Source organism: Halioglobus japonicus, from assembly GCF_001983995.1.
GTDB classification, from domain to species: domain Bacteria; phylum Pseudomonadota; class Gammaproteobacteria; order Pseudomonadales; family Halieaceae; genus Halioglobus; species Halioglobus japonicus.
The window spans coordinates 1,155,825-1,174,736 of sequence record NZ_CP019450.1 but is presented as its reverse complement, the minus strand read 5'-3'; the positions used below and the strand labels follow the sequence as shown (position 1 = coordinate 1,174,736).

Annotated in this window: 19 protein-coding genes; 9 read left to right on the top strand and 10 right to left on the bottom strand. The window is 55.8% G+C overall.

The window, feature by feature from the left end:
- The first annotated feature begins 19 nt into the window (after nt 1-19).
- Nucleotides 20-1,393 carry a Na+/H+ antiporter NhaC family protein gene (locus tag BST95_RS05515; protein WP_084198482.1) on the top strand — a complete coding sequence of 458 codons (1,374 nt, stop codon included), beginning with the start codon at nt 20-22 and terminating at the stop codon, nt 1,391-1,393.
- A gap of 42 nt (nt 1,394-1,435) precedes the next feature.
- Nucleotides 1,436-2,101 (top strand): M15 family metallopeptidase, encoded by a 666-nt coding sequence (locus tag BST95_RS05510; protein ID WP_205737333.1) that lies wholly within the window; start codon nt 1,436-1,438, stop codon nt 2,099-2,101.
- A 26-nt stretch (nt 2,102-2,127) separates the two neighbouring features.
- On the opposite strand, the gene BST95_RS05505 is transcribed toward BST95_RS05510, so the two are convergent.
- The 3 genes from BST95_RS05505 to BST95_RS05495 form a co-directional block, all read right to left on the bottom strand.
- Entirely contained in the window at nt 2,128-2,322 is a 195-nt protein-coding gene (locus tag BST95_RS05505) for an MFS transporter (protein WP_084198481.1), read from the bottom strand.
- 313 nt (nt 2,323-2,635) lie between these two features.
- Nucleotides 2,636-3,178, bottom strand: coding sequence for a nuclear transport factor 2 family protein (locus tag BST95_RS05500; RefSeq protein WP_084198480.1), 543 nt, complete (start codon nt 3,176-3,178; stop codon nt 2,636-2,638).
- A gap of 138 nt (nt 3,179-3,316) precedes the next feature.
- Complete coding sequence (locus tag BST95_RS05495) at nt 3,317-3,988, bottom strand: type 1 glutamine amidotransferase domain-containing protein (protein WP_229801778.1); 672 nt, start codon at nt 3,986-3,988, stop codon at nt 3,317-3,319.
- Between the two features lie 175 nt (nt 3,989-4,163).
- Between BST95_RS05495 and BST95_RS05490 the strand changes: the two genes are divergently transcribed.
- The 4 genes from BST95_RS05490 to BST95_RS05475 all read left to right on the top strand — a co-directional run bounded on the left by BST95_RS05490 (nt 4,164) and on the right by BST95_RS05475 (nt 9,498).
- Complete coding sequence (locus BST95_RS05490; RefSeq protein WP_066055768.1) at nt 4,164-4,838, top strand: response regulator transcription factor; 675 nt, start codon at nt 4,164-4,166, stop codon at nt 4,836-4,838.
- 4 nt (nt 4,839-4,842) lie between these two features.
- Complete coding sequence (locus BST95_RS05485) at nt 4,843-6,222, top strand: sensor histidine kinase (RefSeq protein WP_084198478.1); 1,380 nt, start codon at nt 4,843-4,845, stop codon at nt 6,220-6,222.
- Nucleotides 6,223-6,363: 141 nt separating this feature from the next.
- Complete coding sequence (locus BST95_RS05480; protein ID WP_084198477.1) at nt 6,364-8,106, top strand: DUF1800 domain-containing protein; 1,743 nt, start codon at nt 6,364-6,366, stop codon at nt 8,104-8,106.
- Between the two features lie 9 nt (nt 8,107-8,115).
- A complete protein-coding gene (locus BST95_RS05475) occupies nt 8,116-9,498 on the top strand; it encodes a DUF1501 domain-containing protein (protein ID WP_084198476.1) in 1,383 nt (460 codons plus the stop codon).
- 21 nt (nt 9,499-9,519) lie between these two features.
- Here BST95_RS05475 and BST95_RS05470 read toward each other — a convergent pair whose 3' ends face one another.
- The 5 genes from BST95_RS05470 to BST95_RS05450 form a co-directional block, all read right to left on the bottom strand.
- Complete coding sequence (locus tag BST95_RS05470) at nt 9,520-10,362, bottom strand: DUF72 domain-containing protein (RefSeq protein WP_084198475.1); 843 nt, start codon at nt 10,360-10,362, stop codon at nt 9,520-9,522.
- A complete protein-coding gene (locus tag BST95_RS05465; protein WP_084198474.1) occupies nt 10,359-10,754 on the bottom strand; it encodes a DUF2237 family protein in 396 nt (131 codons plus the stop codon). The genes BST95_RS05470 and BST95_RS05465 overlap by 4 nt, the downstream gene beginning before the upstream one ends.
- Before the next feature lie 217 nt (nt 10,755-10,971).
- Complete coding sequence (locus BST95_RS05460; RefSeq protein ID WP_229801777.1) at nt 10,972-12,456, bottom strand: flavin-containing monooxygenase; 1,485 nt, start codon at nt 12,454-12,456, stop codon at nt 10,972-10,974.
- Nucleotides 12,453-12,800 carry a hypothetical protein gene (locus tag BST95_RS05455; protein ID WP_084198472.1) on the bottom strand — a complete coding sequence of 116 codons (348 nt, stop codon included), beginning with the start codon at nt 12,798-12,800 and terminating at the stop codon, nt 12,453-12,455. Before BST95_RS05455 ends, BST95_RS05460 begins: the two co-directional genes overlap by 4 nt.
- A gap of 92 nt (nt 12,801-12,892) precedes the next feature.
- Nucleotides 12,893-13,348, bottom strand: a complete 456-nt coding sequence (locus BST95_RS05450) for a hypothetical protein (RefSeq protein WP_084198471.1) — start codon at nt 13,346-13,348, stop codon at nt 12,893-12,895.
- A 90-nt stretch (nt 13,349-13,438) separates the two neighbouring features.
- Here BST95_RS05450 and BST95_RS05445 point away from each other — a divergent pair, with 90 nt between their 5' ends.
- Entirely contained in the window at nt 13,439-14,338 is a 900-nt protein-coding gene (locus tag BST95_RS05445; RefSeq protein ID WP_084198470.1) for a LysR family transcriptional regulator, read from the top strand.
- Between the two features lie 80 nt (nt 14,339-14,418).
- On the opposite strand, the gene BST95_RS05440 is transcribed toward BST95_RS05445, so the two are convergent.
- Both BST95_RS05440 and BST95_RS05435 read right to left on the bottom strand, forming a co-directional pair.
- A complete protein-coding gene (locus BST95_RS05440) occupies nt 14,419-14,604 on the bottom strand; it encodes a hypothetical protein (protein WP_084198469.1) in 186 nt (61 codons plus the stop codon).
- A gap of 190 nt (nt 14,605-14,794) precedes the next feature.
- A complete protein-coding gene (locus BST95_RS05435; protein ID WP_084198468.1) occupies nt 14,795-17,254 on the bottom strand; it encodes a TonB-dependent receptor in 2,460 nt (819 codons plus the stop codon).
- A gap of 127 nt (nt 17,255-17,381) precedes the next feature.
- Here BST95_RS05435 and BST95_RS05430 point away from each other — a divergent pair, with 127 nt between their 5' ends.
- Together BST95_RS05430 and BST95_RS05425 are read left to right on the top strand one after the other, a co-directional pair.
- Nucleotides 17,382-18,020: a TetR/AcrR family transcriptional regulator gene (locus tag BST95_RS05430; protein ID WP_084198467.1), complete on the top strand. Its 639-nt coding sequence runs from the start codon at nt 17,382-17,384 to the stop codon at nt 18,018-18,020.
- Nucleotides 18,017-18,880 carry a sterol desaturase family protein gene (locus BST95_RS05425; protein ID WP_084198466.1) on the top strand — a complete coding sequence of 288 codons (864 nt, stop codon included), beginning with the start codon at nt 18,017-18,019 and terminating at the stop codon, nt 18,878-18,880. Before BST95_RS05430 ends, BST95_RS05425 begins: the two co-directional genes overlap by 4 nt.
- The last annotated feature ends 32 nt before the right edge of the window (nt 18,881-18,912 follow it).

Sequence of the window (18,912 nt, the reverse complement as noted above, 5' to 3'; positions counted from 1 at the left end):
TGCTGAATGAGAACGCACCATGTACGAACCCGGATGGACATCACTCCTTCCTCCCCTGCTGGCCATTGGCCTGGCCCTCTGGTCGCGCCAGGTCTATCTGGCCCTGGCAGGTGGCATATGGCTGGGAGCCACGCTGCTGGCGGGCGGCAACCCGCTCTCCGGGCTGGCGGATGCTATCGAGAGTATTATCGCGGTGCTTGGCAATGCCGGGGACGCCAGAGTCATTGCCTTTACGCTGCTCATAGGCGCCCTCATTGCCACCATTGAGGCCAGCGGTGGCGTGCGTGGTTTTATTGGCTGGCTGGAATCCAGACGCTGGGGTAACAGCGGCAAGCGAGCCCAGTGGCTGGCGTTTTTCAGCGGCATTGTCATCTTCATCGAATCCAATATCACCGTACTGGTGGCAGGCACCGTGGCCCGGCCGCTGATTGATCGCTACCGTGTCGCCCGGGAAAAACTCGCCTACATCATCGATTCAACCTCAGCGCCCATTTGTATTCTGATTCCGCTCAATGCCTGGGGCGCTTTCAATCTCAGCCTGCTGGGCAACCTGGATGTAGACAATCCACTGGGCGTATTCGCCGAGTCCATCAGCATGAATTTCTATGCCTGGTTTGCCGTGGGACTCACCGCACTGGTCATCGCCTTTAACTGGAATATTGGCCCCATGCGTGAAGCGGAGGCACGGGCTGCCTCCCAGGATCCAGTGTCAGAGAGCGACAAAGAAACCGAGGGCGGCAAGGCCATCAATATGGTACTGCCGCTGATCGTGCTGATTACCACCATGCCGCTCGGACTTTGGATTACCGGTGAGGGCAACCTCGCCCAGGGTTCCGGCTCCACCTCAGTGCTGTGGGCGGTACTGGCAGCGCTAGCCTGCACCTGGCTGCTGGTGCTGGGCCAACGGCAGATGAACGTTTCTCAGCTCATGGATATTTTCCTGGAGGGTGCGGGTAGGTTGTTGCCGATGGCCATCATTCTGTTGCTGGCCCTGGCGCTGGGCGACACCGCCAAGGCACTCGGCACCGGCCCCTGGGTCGCCTCGCAAATTCCACAGGATCTGGCCGCCAGCCTGTTGCTACCTGCGGTATTCCTGAGCTCGGCATTTATCGCCTTCTCCGTGGGATCCAGCTGGGGTACGTTTGCCATCATGATTCCCATTGCCATTCCGGCCGGCATGGCCCTGGGGCTGCCACCGGCACCGTTTCTTGCGGCGGTGCTGTCCGGGGGCATTTTTGGTGATCACTCCTCACCCATCAGCGATACCACCGTGATCTCCTCGCTGGCCTCAGGATCTGACCACATCGCCCACGTGCGCACCCAATTACCCTATGCCCTGCTCGCCGGCGGCTGTGCCACCGCCGCCTTTGCAATGCTGGGCATGTCGATCTAGCGATTTCGCACTGAATACAGCCACAGTACAGGAGCACCCAACATGCCCATGCGTTTCCTGATGACTCTGCTGCTGCTCGGCGCCAGCGTTAAAACTATCGCTGATGAGGTGCTGGTCAATCTCATTGATTACGCACCGGATATCAAAACTGAGATTCGCTACCATGGCTCTGACAATTTCGTCGGCCGGCGTGTCGATGGCTATGAAGCTCCCCAATGCCTGCTCACCCTGCCCAGCGCTCAGGCGTTAGCGGCAGCGCAGCAGGAATTGTTGAGTTTTGGTCTGTCATTGCGCGTGTACGACTGTTACAGGCCACAACGGGCCGTCGACCACTTTATGCGCTGGACTCGCGACACCAGCGACACCCTGCAGAAGGCGCGTTACTATCCGACCCTCGCGAAGTCAGAGCTTGTGCCAAAAGGCTATATAGCAGAACAATCTGGTCACTCGCGCGGCAGCACCGTCGATCTCACGCTCGTAGAAACGGCCAGCGGGCAGGCACTGGATATGGGCACCGAATGGGACTACTTCGGCCCCCTTTCAAACACCCAGAACGACACCATCAGACCTAAGGCGCGAGCGAATCGCCTGTTGCTACGCAGCGTTATGGAACGCCATGGCTTCAGCAACTATCCCGCCGAATGGTGGCACTTCACGCTGAAAAACGAGCCCTACCCCGAGACCTACTTTGACGAGCCCGTCCGCTAAACAACACAACTGACGAGAGCGCGCGGCTACCGCCAGATGCTCTCGATCTCTTCCAGCGACTTGCCCTTGGTTTCCGGTAAATACCGGAAACTGAAAATCGCGATCACGGCGATAAACGCCATAAAAATAAAGTACGGCAGACTGCCATGCCAGGATGCGCCGGCATTGACCTCACTGTCGACGACAAAGAGAAAAGCCTGTGCGTCGACGACGCCAAGCACCTCCTCAGGGACAGCGACTGGCAGGATCGCACTTTCACCGACTTGATGACCGTCGCCGGCTTTAACAGCAAGGCCTCCTTTACTACCTTATTTAAAAATTGCGTAGTAATGACGCCAAGCCAGTATCGGCACACTCAGGGCTGATCTGAGGCCCTCGAGCCGCCCGACCTGGCAGGCAATAGAGAAACGCTACCGCTAGCCATGCATTTTGCTGTTGGCAGTGATGCTAATACTGACCACCGTGATCTTTGTTATCGACCCCGATGCGTTGAGGGTTTAGACCCCACGCCATGCCGCTCAACAGCTCAACGCCTCAGACAGCGCTGCCATCGGCCGCAAACACATCGGGCAAATGCCTCCAGGCAGGTGGTAGATGCGTATGCCAATCCGGCTTGGCGGGCGGCATGTTGAACTCAGCCGGCGGCCGCCAGGCCATCGCCTTGAGCGTCTCACCGATATACGTCATGTTAAGATAGTCGTGGCTGTAGCAGAACAGACCGTCCCCAGCGTAGTAGAGTATGGACAGCCCGGGCACGATCCACTGACTGCCGTCGGGCTTCTCCCCGAGCACCTGGTCCCAGTGACTGACGAGACGGTGGCCCTCGGTCATGGTCCATCGCTCAGGCGTCGACCAGCCATAACCGGTCAGACCGGCCATCGAGGCGACAAAAAAATTGCGGATTGTTTCGCGCCCTTCCTGCCTGCCCCAGGCCGGGTCCAGATAGACCGCGTCCTCGGTAAAAAAGTCAGCCAGCGTCTCCCAACCGGCTTCGCCCTCGTCGATGCGATCACGCTGGGCCACGAAACGGTGATATGTTTCGAGCGCTTCTCGCTCAACCTGTTGTTTTTCTGTCATCTCGATCTCCTTTATTATTATGACCCATTAATGCTAGTGCACTGCTGGCGCTACGCCATACCTATCGAGATGTGGCACACCATTGGTTTATCCGGTAATACCAGCATGGCGTTGAGCAATGCACTCCACCGAGGGAAATTACTCGCCGGCGCCAATTGCGTCGATCAAAGCGTCCGCCACCGGTGCCGATGACGCGGGGTTCTGCCCAGTTATCAGCAAACCATCAACCACTACGTGAGGCTCCCAGTCGGCCGCTGCACTGAAATTTCCTCCCAACTCATGCAGCCGGTCTTCCAGCAAGAACGGCACCACATCGGTCAAGCCAACAGCCGCTTCCTCACTGTTGGTAAAGCCAGTTACACGACGTCCCTTGACCATAGGCTCACCTTCCACGGTCGCCCTGATAAGCACCGCGGGCGCATGACACACCGCGGCAACGGGCTTGCCCTGCGCCAGGGCATTCTCGATCAGTGCAATGGAGTCGACATCTTCCGTGAGGTCCCAGAGTGGCCCGTGCCCGCCGGGATAGAAAAAGGCATCGAAGTCGGCGACGTCAAGCTCTGCAAGCACACGCGAGCCAGCAAGCACCGCTTGCGCCGCCGTATCTGCAGTGAATCGTTGTGCCGCGTCGGTCTGGGCGTCGGGGGCGTCGCTCTTGGGGGCCAGCGGCGGCTGACCGCCGGCGGGTGAGGCGATAGTCAATTCGACACCGGCGTCGAGCATCCGGTAATAAGGGGCCGCAAACTCCTCCAGCCAAAATCCAGTTTTCTCACCTGTATCACCCAGTTTATCGTGTGAAGTCAGTACCATGAGGACATTAATAAGTTTTCGCCCGTCGCAGAATTTAAATTTGATACAAGCAATTGAGGCGCTGGACAGATTCTTCCGCTCACTGTAGAGCTGAAAACATGCCCGCTTTACATATTTGTATATTCACGCTGCGCCAATATCACCTACCATAGGAGTGACATGACTAGGAGACATTGTGAATATCCTGCTGATTGAGGACGACCTGGACACTGCTGAATTCGTCACTCGCGGTCTGCGCGAGCAGGGCTACGCAGTTCAACACGAGAGCGACAGCCCTTCGGGCGTGTTGGCCTCAGCATCTGGCGACTTTGATGTCATCGTGTTCGATCGGCTACTTCCAGGCATGGATGGCATTGACGCTGTACGCATTTTGCGGGGTAGCAAGCTGGATACGCCCATACTCATGTTGACCGCTCTATCGGGTATCGATGACCGTGTGGCAGGACTAGAAGCTGGCGCTGACGACTATATGGTCAAACCCTTCGCCTTTTCGGAATTACTCGCCCGGGTCAGGGCTCTGGCCCGGCGCAAGCCCCTGCTCAAAGATGAGATTGAGCTCCAAGCGGGAGACCTGGCCTTGAATCGGGCATCGCGCACTGTCCAACGCGCAGGCCAAACTATTGAGCTTCTGCCGCGTGAATTTCAAATCTTGGAGCTTTTTCTCATGCACCCGGGCCAAGTTATCACCCGCACTATGCTACTGGATCGCGTTTGGGGTTATACCTTTGACCCAAAGACTTCGCTCGTGCAAACCCACGTCAGTCGCCTGCGTACAAAAATCGACAAACCGTTCACCACCGAGCTGATTAAAACCGTGCGTGGCTCTGGATACATGCTGAAGGCGGATTGAGCCAGTGTTCAGATCTTCGGTCTTTCGCCTGACACTATTAGCATCACTTGGCTTTTTCCTGGTGGTGATACTGCTGGGTGGTTTTCTGGGTGCCCTTAACCTGAAGGACATAGAGGCCCGCGAGCAGGAAGAACTGCTCGACCACCACGAGTGGCTTACCGAGTTGCTCGCGGAAGACGGCCTCGATGCCCTGGCGAATGAACTAGGCGAAGAAAACGAGCCCTGGCTTCAACCCGATGAGGAGGCTTTCTGGATCTTAGAAGACGGAGACTTCGCCGCCCTGATTAGTGGCATCGATGGAACGCCGCTGCTGGGCCTACCATTTCTGAAAGATGCACCCACAGGCCTGTCCGAGCGACTTTTTTACTTTGAGGATTTGGATGAGGCACTGGAGACGCGGGTCTATCGCGGGGACGCGGTCCGTGATCACGTGATCACCGTGGCCCGCAATCGAAGCTGGGATTATTTCGTCCTCAAGGATACGCTGAACGCAGGTCTATTCTTCCTCATCATTATCAGCATTCCACTATCACTGGTGATAGGCTATGCGTTGAGCAAGCGGGTTCACAGGCGCTTGGATGACCTCGCCATCGCAGTGGAGCAGATAGGCATGGGTAACTCTGATCAACGCGCATCTGTGAGCAAACACAATGACGAATTTGACACGCTTGCGACTCAGGTCAACTCCATGCTGGATCGGCTCGAGGCGATGCATCGCAATATCGAATCCGTCTCGATAGGCGTAGCCCATGACATTAAGACACCTCTGTCGCGCATTTCCAACCGTCTGCAGCTTATGCACCAAGATTTGGCAGACCCGGTGGCACTGGAGGCGCACCTGACCAGTGCCGAGCAGCAAGTACAGACTGTATTGCAGGTATTCAGTAACTTACTCCGGCTGAGTGAAATCGAGTCAGCTGACCGTGGCAAACGCTTCAGCGAGGTTGAGCTTTCCACTCTGGTCGAAGATGTCGTTGAAAGTTACCAACCAGTGTTCGTCGACGCCGGCCGCAGGCTCGAGCCGGCGATCCTGCCCGATCTAAGGATTGAAGGTGACACCAACATGCTGACACAAATGCTCACCAACCTTCTGGAGAACAGCATTGAACATGGGAATCCCGGAGGAAAAACCTGGGTTCGTCTTCAGAGTTCTAAAAGCGGCGTTCTACTCCAGGTGGGCGACGACGGCCCCGGCATTCCCCCGGAGCATCACTCACAGATTTTCGAACGATTCTATCGCGCAGACGCGAGCCGCTCGGAACCGGGGAACGGCTTGGGCCTTGCCATCGTTCGCTCTGTCTCTCAGCTGCACGGTGCCGACATCACACTACTACAAGGCCAGAAAGGCACGGTGTTTGACTGTATCTTTCCCACCAATCCATAGGGCGCCGGACTGCAAGGCGCGATCGGCATAAACTTATACAGATATGTATAAATTCACGCTCCTCTTTGTAATCCCACAGGGACCGAGGACGGCATAAACTAGGGCCAGCCCAACATCGATTGCCTATGCAGGAGATTCAGGATGCCCGGTTGGAAAACGCTAATTATTCTCTGCGGAACCACTGCTCTCGCGTCTTTACCGCCCGTACAGGCCGCGGACGACGCTTTCGTAACACCGAAAACGACCGCTCGATTTTTAGCGCAGGCCACTTTTGGTCCCAGACCAGACGAGATCAGCCGCCTGGCCCAGACCAGTGCCTCAGCTTGGTTCCTCGACCAACTGCAAGAGCCGCCCAACTATCTTATGCCGTTTCTACTCGAGTATCGTCAGAACACTCCTGAAGCCGAGGAGGAAGTTGTTCTGCTGGAGAACGAGGCCGCCACGTTCGGTTTCTGGCGCAACGCCATTGTCGGTCGGGACCAATTGCGACAACGCATGGCATTTGCCCTGTCTGAGCTACTTGTGGTTTCCAACAGCGGTGGCGGACTCCTCACGGACATTCCCGATGCCGTCGTTTACTACCAGGACCTGCTGATTGAGCACGCTTTCGGCAATTACCGTGATCTGCTGGAGGCAGTGACTTATGCACCCGCGATGGGACACTACCTGACCTACATGGGCAATGAGAAGGGGGACCTGGAAACCGGTCGCGTCCCCGACGAGAACTACGCCCGCGAAATCATGCAGCTCTTCACAATTGGACTGCTCGAGCTGAATGCGGATGGCACGCCGCGCACGGATACTGAAGGCCAGCCTCTCGAAACCTACAACAACGAGGATGTCACCGGGCTCGCGCGCGTATTCACCGGGCTTAATATCGATAAACGTTACTTTGACGGCGATGACGTTGAAGACGCTGATGGCATCGCATTCGCCGTACCGATGGTGATCTACCCAGACAGTCACTCAGATCGTCCGAAGCAGTTTCTGGGCACCCGCATCGCAGCTAATACGCCGGGCAAGCAGAGCATCGATGCTGCATTAGACCACCTTTTCGCCCATCCTAACGTAGCACCTTTCGTCGGTCGCCAGTTAATACAGCGGTTTGTGACCAGTCATCCTACTAGGGGCTATACAAAACGCGTGGCCAGTACTTTCGAGCGCGGCCGGTACACATTACCTGACGGCACACGGGTGGGTACTGGTCGGCGAGGCGACCTGACAGCAACTCTGGCAGCTATACTGTTTGATCACCAGGCGCGCAATCCCAACGGCCGAGTCACGGGGAAGGTACGCGAACCGATTCTGCGTATGACCCATTGGGCCAGAGCCTTTAGGGCCAAACAGGTAACGCCCGAATACTCCTGGGCCCTGTGGGACACCAGCGAGGCTACCGCGCTCGGTCAGCACCCCTACAGGGCACCCTCGGTATTCAACTTTTTTCGCCCCGGATACGTGGCACCGGGCACACTGACGGGCAGCCGCAACCTGACGGCGCCTGAGCTACAAATTGTGAACGCCAGTTCAGTACCCGGCTATGCCAACTTCATGACGCCCTTCATCTTTAACGAGGCCCGCGAGACGGATGTAGAAGAGTTGCAAGAAGAGTATGACGAAGAAGGGCTGCCGCTCAATGCAGAACTCGCCCTCACCAGTTTCGAACCAAACTACAGCAGAGAAATCCAGCTGGCGAACAACAGCAACGCTCTCCTCAATCGCCTTGACATCATTCTCACCCACGGCCAGCTGTCGGGAGTTACTCGAGCGCAGATAAAACGCGTCCTTGCAGAGATTCCTCCAGAGGATAATGAACTGCGCGAACTGCGCGTGATGTTCGCGGTAATGATGATTATGACCTCCCCCGACTACCTTGTAATTCGCTAGGAGAACGCCATGCCAGTTTCTCGAAGAAAATTCCTGAACCTCAGCGCTGGCTCGATCGCTGGCGCGTCCTTAGGCGGTATATCGACTGCACTATCTGGAATCCAGGCCCAGGCAGGGAATACCAGTGGCTACAAAGCGATGGTCTGTGTATTCCTGTTTGGCGGTATGGACAATCACGACACCATCATCCCCTACGACCAGGGCAGCTACCAGCGCTGGGCGAACATTCGCTCCTCACTCATCAGAGCACAGGGCGCCAGCCGCGCACGCGACAACCTGCTTCAGCTTTCAAATGAAAAAAAACTCGGCTTCGGCAGCCGGAAATTCGCATTGCCTCCGGAACTGGCAGGGCTGCATCGGCTCTATGAAACTGGCAATGCCGCTATTATCGGCAACGTCGGCCCACTGTTGACGCGCACTGATCGCAGCAGTTTCACCAACGAACTTGTCCCACTTCCTTCACGCCTCTTCTCCCATAACGATCAGCAGGCAACCTGGATGGCGGGCGCACCAGAGGGTGCCCAATTTGGCTGGGGTGGCCTATTCGCAGATGCAATGCAACAGTCGGGTGCCAACCTTGGCGCGGCCTTCAGCACCGTGACCACCGGCGGTAGTGCGCTTTTCATCACCGGCCGTGAGACGGCTCCCTACCAAGTAGGCGAAGAAGGTGCCTCCCAGCCGTGGGTTCTAGAGTACACCGAAGAAAAGCTTCGAGACGAACTACGCAGACACTTTCGCGCAGAACGCTATAACCGCGGCAATTTCCTGCGCAGCGACATGGCCAGTAAAGTTCACGCCTCGTTCGATGCCAATGAGCTTTACAACATCGCCACTCAGAAAATCGACGCATCGACTGAAACGCCTTTCCCGTCCACACCGCTTGGTCAGCAGCTGCGATCGGTGGCTAGAACCATCGCCGCCAGAGCACATTTGGGCGTGCACAGACAGATTTTCACGGTCGCCATGGGCGGCTTTGACACACATTCTGGCCAGGCTCAGGATCTGCCTGCGCTACAGACAGCTCTAGGTGACGCGATCGAGGCATTTTATGGGGCCATCGATGGTATGGGACTGGCCAACGACGTGACCCTTTTCACCGCATCCGACTTTGGCCGCACACTAGCGATCAACGGTGATGGCACCGACCACGGCTGGGGTGCGCATCACTTCGTTGTCGGCGGCGCAGTCAAAGGGAAGCAGATTTTTGGGGACATTCCTGAAGCGGAATTTGATCACGATCAGGACGCCGGCGGTGGCCGCCTGATTCCCACTCAGTCCGTAGAGCAGTTTGCAGCTCCTCTGGGACGCTGGTTCGGACTGGGCGAGAACGACCTCGCCAACGCGTTGCCCAGGCTTAGCAATTTTGGAGAAGGAGTGCAGTTTTTGAGTTGATTCGGGGCACTATAGCTCGGCTCAGAACAAGCTGCTCTGTTGTGGCATTGGCCAGGCAGGAAGACCGGGAAGATCAGCTACTTTCCCTCGTAAAGCGTCGTGGAAGGTCGCTGCGAATTCAGGGCAGTGCTGGTTATTGGGACAGTGCATCATGAAGTACACCGTGAACCCTGCGGAAAGGTAATCCGAGCAACGCTGCAACCACTCATCGACATATGGGGTGTTCAGATTCTGATCAGGATGCAGGACCACCCTCGCGTAAACTAGGCCGTTGTAAACTGTGTCTAATAGCGGCACGTCTGGCTTTTTATGGCGCGCGGCTAAGACCTCGGGGTGCCGTATGTCTTCATTATAGATTGGCCTACTGTCGAACATCACTCGACCAGCGCCGGTTCGCTCTAACAGAGGCTCCAGCAGCTGTGGACAATAGAAGAATTCCGGGTGGCGCACCTCCAGCACATACCGAAAGTCGGCCGGCAAGGCCACGAACAATCTTTCGAGCACGGCCAGCTCCATCGGGCCCAGCGTGGCAGGACATTGCACTAGGAAAGGTCCGAGATGATCACCTAAAGGCTCCAGCACACGAAGAAATGTGCTCAGTGCAATCCAGTCTGGCCTGCGCTCATGGGTGACGGAGCGCGGCAGCTTGAAGCTGAAGCGAAAGTCCGACCCCGCAACTGCCTGCTGCCAACGGGCAACGCTGGCCTCATCCGGCACCCGGTAAAAGGTGGTATTCCCCTCAACAGTATTGAAGACACTGGCATAGTGCGCCAGGGAACTTCCTCCCTCAGGAAAGTAGCTGCCAGACCAACCGGGAAACGCCCAAGCCGGCAAGCCAAGAAAATAGCCCAGCTTTGCCTTCAATGGCTACCCGCGATCGCGTAACGTTGGAGGACCTCGATTGACACAACCTGCAGGGCGCTGGCATCGCAGGCCTCCAGAATCACTTTTGGGGCCGTGCCCGCCTCGTGCGCCTCACGCCAGCGCAGGGCACATAGGCACCAGCGATCACCCGGCTGCAGGCCAGGGAAGTCGAACTCAGGCCGCGGAGTGGACAAGTCGTTGCCACGCTGCCTGGTAAATGCCAGGAACGCCGCTGTCATCTCAGCACAAATAACGTGCCGCCCCCTGTCATGCTTGTCCGTGCGGCAAAAACCATCGCGATAGAAACCTGTTCTGGGTGCGTGACAGCACGCGACTAGTGGCTTACCCAGCACGTTCTTACGCGTACCAGGCTCGGGCTGGCTATCTGTCATGGGTTGTCGTCCGGCAGACTAAATGTACTTAATATACGCTAGCCTCAGGATCACAGATGAACGTATTTAAGCCGCGCCACCGGGAAAATATCCGTGATATAGCGAATTTGTGGCCTCATAGACAGACCTCCAGCGAAAAATTCGGCAGCGAGCACACTCCGGCGACGTGACGCTGTTTATCCTGGCGAGAGAATGTGTAAGCGTTGCTCTGCCAGCCTTAGCTTGTTTCGCAGTCATTCAGGCGAAACGCTGCAAAGCGCCTGCGCATGGCACAAGTAGTCCATGGCCAGTTACTACTGTTTCGGCCATTGCTATCCATAAAGTAACTGGAACAGCCGCCGCTATTCCATACTGTGCCTTGAAGCGCCTGTTGTAACTCTACGTTGTAGTCCCTGTTTTTCTCGGCACAAACTTGCAGCTTCACCACCTGCCGGCGCCTTGCCTGCGTCAACGTGCGAATGATCAGTTTAAGCTGCGCCTCAATAATCACGAACGCCGAGGAGAACGTATAGAGATTCGGACCAAAGGTAAGAAAAAGGTTTGGACAATCCTCGGCGAGGGTGCCGAGATAAACATTAGGACTTCCAGCCCACTGCTGCGCCAGCGTCTCACCGCCAGCACATACAATTAGCTCTGCGATCGGCGGGTTGGCCACCTCGAATCCAGTCGCGAATATGATGACATCGACCTCATGGGTCGAGCCGTCCGCGGCGACCAGTTGACCATCTTCGATATGGCTGACGCCGTCGGTTACCGTGACATTGTCGGAAGCCAGTGCCGGATACCAGGTGTTGGACTGCAAGATGCGCTTGCAACCTATCGTATAGTCGGGCGTCAGCTTTGCGAGCAGTGAGCTATCGTTGATTGCTCTTTCCATGTTGCGGATACCCGCCGACTGCAATCGTCGGGTAAAAGTCGACCATTTCAGGCCGCTGTTAAGCAGCTCAAACTGGAGATAGAGCGCCTTTCTTAGCAATCGCTGCAAAAAGGGGAAGCGCTCAAATCGGCGTTGCCACGCGGGCGATATACGCACATCCAGCTTGGGCAGCACCCACGGCGGAGTTCGCTGAAATAGCGTCACGTGCTGCGCCTGTTTGCGAACTACCGGAAGGAACTGTATAGCTGATGCTCCGCTGCCAATAACCGCAACACGCTTGTTGGAAAAATCGTAACTTTTAGGCCATTGCGCAGAATGGAAACGATCACCGCTGAATGTCTCCATTCCCGTGATTGTGGGCGTTACGGGCACGTGCATCGGGCCGGTGGCGGCAATGAAGTAACGGCAGCGGTACCTGCCCGTGGCGGTGTCGAGGAGCCACTCATTTCTGGCGGAATCCCAGCGCGCCTCATACAACTCGCTGTGAAAGCGTATAGAGTTATGCAGACCGTATCGGCCTACCATATCTTTCGCGTATTGTTGAATTTCTACCTGGCGCGCATAAAAATGCGACCAGTTAGCCTTAGGCGCAAAGGAGAAAGAGTATAGGCTCGAAGGTATATCACAGGCGCAATCCGGGTAAGTATTTTCGCGCCACACGCCGCCTATGTCTGCTGTCTTCTCGAGAATAACGAAGTCAAAGTTGGCTTCCTTCAGCTTGATTGCGGCACCAATACCTGCAAAGCCTGCGCCAACGACGATCACCTCCACAAAACTTGCCTCGTCGCTATCGCAAGCATTTGCTTGGGACTCTACATCACTCACGGCTTGAAGAACCCCAACTTCCATTTATCCATAAAGGGCCTGTGAAAAAATCGATAGAGAACGCTAGTTTCTTCGGCCTCGCTTTTGCGCCAGCCGTAAACCGCGGGCCGCTCTGTCGATATCACCAGCTTCTTCCACAGCAACCAATCATAAAGCGCGATAAAATTCTGAAAGTTTTTCCCCGAGTTGCTGCTGCGACTATGATGATGGTGGTGCTGATTCGGAAATACAAACACATGGCAAAGGGCATACATGGTTTTCGAAATCAGCGGACTTCTGTGCTTCAGTAAGGTCATGTCATAGGTCAGGTTGGCATGATTATGAATGCCCCACAGACTCTTCATCGAGGTGCCCCAAATCCAGACCTCCCACAGCCCGAGGTATAGGCAGAACGTACCGAACCAGTAGTTGGGTAACGAGAACGGCCACCCCCAGCTTACAACAATGGTCTGAGAAGCCCCGATCTGCCCTTTACCATCGGGGCCGCCGTTAGTGTGATGCAGCCGGTGAGCCCCTTGTACCAGCGCTGTATCACTGCAAGCCACTTGTTTTTCGCGCGTTTCGCGTGGGCAAAGTAGTGTACAGAGCCGTGCAGCAGCTCATCGATAAGAATAAAGGCAACAATCAAAGGCACCAAATAAGCGTCCTGCCAGTGCCCGTAATTACCCTCCAGACCTGGCATCAATGTACGGTATGTGAAGTATGAGCACACAATCAGCATTGGCCGCTCAACGAACTGCAGCCAGGCAAACGAGATACCGAAGATTTGCCAGTCCTTGAGGGTTTTGCGGCCATCGCGGTAGCGGCCGCGCAGCCCCTCATAGATGATATAAAACCCGAACAACCCCAGTGTTATGTAGGTGAACTGGTCGTTAACGCTGCCTGACTCCATCACAACCTTTACCTCGCCGTTTCGACCTTGGCAGTCTAGGGTACGCTCATATATATTAATAATTAATATTTGTTATTAACTGGTATAAACATGCGTAATATCAGAACGTTCGACCTTAACCTGCTCAAAGTATTCCTCGCGGTATACGAGACGGGTAGCATATCCCGGGCTGCCGAATCGCTGCATATGACGCAGCCTGCCGTGAGCCTTGCGCTTAAGCGACTGCAACAGTCCATCAACAAAACCTTGTTCGTGCGTGCGCCCAGGGGGATGACGCCAACACACTGCGCAGAAGAGCTTTTTGAGCCCTTGCAACACGCGCTAGACATCGTCGAATCGGCGCTGGAAAATTCACAAGCATTCGATGCAGCCGCTTCAAACCGCATCTTCAAATTGGCCTTCGGGCGCTATGGTGAGCTAGACCTGCTGCCCAGAATCCTCAGCCTGCTCAGCAGTGCCGGTAGTAGTATCGGGATTCAATCGGTGCTTGACCAGAGCCAGACCGGCCTTGAGCTTGTAGCCTCTGGCGCCATTGATGGGTGTTTTGACTTTGTTAAGCCAGAATTGCCGCAGGTGGAGTACGCCATTTTTGGACAGGAAGCCTTGGCAGTGATCGCCCGTAAGGGCCATCCGCGAATCCGGGGCTCGATCACTAAAAAAGCGTACTTTGCTGAACGTCACGTTGTAATGACATTCGGCGAGGAGCGGAGAGCCATCCTGGAAGACTTCATGTCCACGCGCGGCGGCACCCGGAACATAATGACGGCAGTGCATCAGTACCTTGCCGTGCCTCCCGTCGTGATGAAGTCAGATGCCATTGCCATCGTGCCTCAACGCATGGCCCAGTTCGAAGGCTTCGCGCCCAGCCTCCAAATACTGCCGGTGCCGTTTCATATACGGCCCTTAACGATCTACCTGATGTGGCACAGCTCTCGCAGTAATGATTTGGGGTGGCAGTGGTTGCGTGGCCGTATACTCGATCTGGATTGATTGCGGAAGAGTTTATGGGTCGATGCCTGCGATAACCTGCGCCACGTGTTTGTGCTATGGCCGCCTGCCAACGCCCGATATCACTCAGAGGACACTGACCTCTCGGCTACGCGGTCGCGTTCCATGACCACCACCCAGCTGTAGATCTGCATCCCCACATCGGACAAGTATCGATCCATCAGGCAGGCGTATCTGGAATCGTACCCTGCGCCGGGCGTGTGATAGATTTTCAACTCGCAAAGAAGCTCCGCATGATCTGTCAGCACGGTAACGTCTAGGAGACTGTCGATCTGTATTTTCCGTGTACCAAAACGGTCTTTGCCGACGCACTGGATATACAGTACACCGCCCTGAGCGAAGCGATAGGCCTAGTCTGGCGTCGCCTCGAGTGCCCTGGCTCTGGCATCGGTGCGCACAGGAGCCGCCTCAGAACTTTCTGCCCCCCGCCAATAGCACTCAGTCAAACCAGTAGTTGAATTGTAGCGCCACGGTCTGCGGACGTTCGTAAAAGCCGGCGTATGAAGGTGCATAAAACGGGTTACCGCCGGACAGGGTGACCTCTGAAATATAGCTTGTGATATCTTCATCCGTCAGGTTGCGGCCGATCAGCAAGATCGACCAGCGATCCGACTCGAGACCCAGCTGCGCGTTAACCCGAGTATAGGCATCCTGCTGCAATGGTTCATAAAGGGTCACCTCGACAAACTGCTCGTCGACGTAGCTCACGTCTAAGCCGGCGTACAAAGAGTATCCAGATGCAATCATTCTGGTATAGGCCAGACCCAGGCTACCCGACCACTCGGGCGTAAATATATTGCGCCTGCCCTGGTAGTCACACTGCCTGACGCCCGTCTCAATAAACTCGGGCCTGGAGCAGGAACCCTCATACTCCTTAAATTCGAAGTCAAGATAGGCCATCGAGAGGGTGGCCGACAGTCCTTCGGATAGCTGGACCCGGCCATCCAGTTCAACGCCCTGCGTCACGGCCTTGGGCGCATTGCCAACAAAAAAGCCGGCTTCACCATCAAACTGACTGACCTGTAGATCACGATAATCGGTGTAGAAGGCTGCAGCGTTAAGCTCTGCACGGTTGTCAAAAAGCCTGGTTTTCGCACCCAGCTCGTAAGTCACCACGGTTTCATTGTCGTAGAAGAAATCACCCTCGCGATTGCCACGGGCATCAAAACCGCCAGATTTGTAGCCGCTGGCGACAGAGCCGTAGACCATAGCGCTGTCACTGGCGTCCCATTCGAGAACCAAGCTGGGCGTGAACGCGTCTTCACTGTTCGTCTGATCCAGGTTGTGAGTGGAAAAGAAGCCCTTGGGGTACTCCGGACCCAGCGCCTGGGTGGCACTGAGCTCACCGAGCGTTTGCAGGTCGATCCCCAGCAGCTGATTGACAACAATCGACTGTTCGATATCAAAGTCGTCTGTCGCCGTATTCCGGCTATCGATAACACGCGATGCCGTCTTCTCCTCGTAGGTATAACGGGCGCCAATTGTCATACGCACGTGGGCCGACAGGTGCCAAGTGGCCTGTGCGAATACGGCGAAAATCTCACTCTCTGAGTCGTATGCACGCCCAGTCTGTGAATTAGCACCCAAACCAATCGCTGTGAGCTCTGCACCAGCCGGGCCAAGGCTGTTACCCAGCACGCCCAGAGCGGTCAACACATTGTTATCGTCAACCAGACTAAAACTGTCAAAAGCAAGGTCCGAATATTGATAGAACGCACCACCTATCCAGTCGAAAGCACCACCGACGGGCGAGGTAAAGCGCAGTTCCTGACTGAACTGCTGGTAGTCTTCACTCTGTGTGATCGACAGGACATCAAGCCCCAACTGATCGCAATCACACAGCTCGTCGGTGTCGTATTCGAGCCACGCCGTTACGCCGGTCACATCGATAGCGCCGAGTTTACCCTCCAGCCGCAGCGTGATATTGGTCGCAGCGATTTCCGATGACTCCTCGACGTTCGTGGACCGCCTGAAGTTGAATACGCCGTCCTCGGAACCGACGTCCTCGCCCGTCAGTTCTCCTAGCAGCTCGCCGATTTCGGGATAAGTCAAACCGGAAAACAGAAAGGATAAAGGCCCTGTGCCAGACGGCATGTTCAGAAATACCTCACTGGGGGTGCCATTGGCCTCAATCGCAGCGTGCTCAGCTTTCAACGTGGAGGTGATAGCGTCGTTGAAATCCCAGCGCAGTTTTCCACGAATGGAGAACTCGTCCCGTCCCGGCTCTTGATTGCCTGAGGTCAAGTTATCGTAGTAACCGGCGTCCGAATACGATCGGACCGCGAGGCGTCCAGCCAATGCGCCGGTGAGTGGTCCCGATAGGACTCCAGTATAGAGCTGCTGATTGTAATCATGCTCGTACTCGGCAGAGACACGGCCTTCAAAGGCTTCTGTGGGCTCCGCGGTAGTAATTGATAGTGCTCCGCCGATGCTGTTTTTTCCAAACAGCACATTCTGCGGGCCGCGCAAGACCTCTACACGCTCAAAATCCATGAACGGCATGCGGGCCAGAGGCGCCCTCCCAAGCGCAACATCGTCGGCGTACTGGACTACCGATTGTTCAAAACTTTGATTGACGCCGGAGCCGATACCCCGGATCAACAGCACCGGCCCCAGCGCGGTATCCGCCTTTTGAAAATTCGGCACATAGGCAGATAGGTCAGCAAAGTCTAGAATGCCGGCACGCTCTAGTTTTTCACCGCTGACCGCCGAGACGGAAATAGGCACATCCTGCAGAGATTGCGCACGTTTTTGAGCCGTGACCAGCACTTCCTCCAGCATCTGTGCCTGCCCGGTAAGCGGCAGCAAAGCCCACACCGCGATCGTCGCAGCTCGCATCAGAACCGAACCTCGTGGAGAGCCCATTGCTGCATCGAGCCAATTGATGCTGTACCTCATACCGCCCTCTATTCTGTTATTTGCAGTACCTCCGCAGCCGGGCTTGACTGTTGCACGGCGGCTTGCGGAAGGTTGTATGCGGCGCGCGAGTGTAAAAAGGTTGACTTAAGATAACAAGGAAAATATTATGTTTTTCATATTTTCCACAAGTAACACCGACACAACAGCAACCATGGCAACAGACACCGCGATCACTGCCCGGGACGACGCCCTACGCGCACGTGTTCTGTCGGTATTTGAGCAACACGCCCGGACGGTCGGGCCACGCAATGTCGTTATTAGCGAGTTGGTCAGGGAAGTGGGCATTAGCAGCAGGACGCTATATCGATTGTTCGACAGCAAAGCGCATATCGTCACCGCACTCATCGACTCCTGGGCCGACATATGGTTCTCCAGACGTGAGCGGGGATTGAAAGAGGGCTTGCAGCCTAAACAGAGGATCGAGCTTCTCATCACCCAGTGGATGGATCATATCGGCCGTTTCTCCGCTGAGTTCTGGCTGCAGTTGGAGCGCGATTTCCCCGAGGCCCATGCCGTCTATGTAGAGCACTACCAGCTTTTCATGGCACATTCACGCCGCAGTCTGCTCGATACCATCAGGCAGGACCTCAACGCTGACCTTGCCCTGTCGACTTTGATGGTAATGATGAGACACGCTAGCGAGCAAAACGTCTTTGAGCGCTGTGACATGACCCGCCGCAGCGCTCTGCACACGGTCATTGACCTGTGGGCTACCGGGGCACTGAAAAAGGAATACCTGTCATGACCAGCGCAGACGTCTACGCCATAGGCGCGCCCATTGTGGTGCTGATGATCGCTGCAGAGGTCGCTTTCACCTCCGCGCGCGGCTTGGCCCACTACGACCGGAGCGACGTACTCGGCACGCTCGGTCTGCTAGGGGGCAACATACTCATCAACGGCATCACACAGAGCACTATCATCGGTCTGTATTTTTACCTCTATCAGTTCCGCCTGTTCGATATTGCCCTTGAGGTGCCGCTGTGGATGCAGTGGATCGTCATATTCTTCGCCATCGATCTCACGTTCTACTGGTATCACAGAGCATCCCACCGGGTGCGGTTTCTGTGGGCCGTGCATATGAATCACCACTGCAGCCAGCACATGAACTTCAGTGTCGCTTTCCGTCAGGCTTGGTTCGGTCCGCTCAGCAAGGTACCCTTCTTCATAGCACTGCCGCTGCTGGGCTTCGACCCAAGTATCACAGCCGTCGCCGGTGTTATCGCAACGCTCTGGGGCGTAGTGGGACACACACAGGTCATCGGCCGCCTGCCAAGACCGTTTGAGTTTCTGTTCAATACGCCGTCCGCGCACAGAGTGCACCACGGTAGTAACCCCGAGTATATCGACAAGAACTACGGCAACATTTTCATGCTCTGGGACCATCTATTCGGCACTTATGCCAAGGAAGAATCACCGGTGCGCTACGGCCTGATCAAGAACATTGACAGCAACAATCCGATAAAGCTCACATTTTATGTGTGGCAGCAAATAGCGCGTGATCTGCTGCAGTCCCGTTCAGGTCACGAGCGCTGGATGAGCGTGTTCGGCCCTCCTGAATGGCAGCGAAGCGATGACGCTGGACACACTGTCGCACAGCATCACTGACGCATCCCAACGCCCCGCAATACAGAGTGATC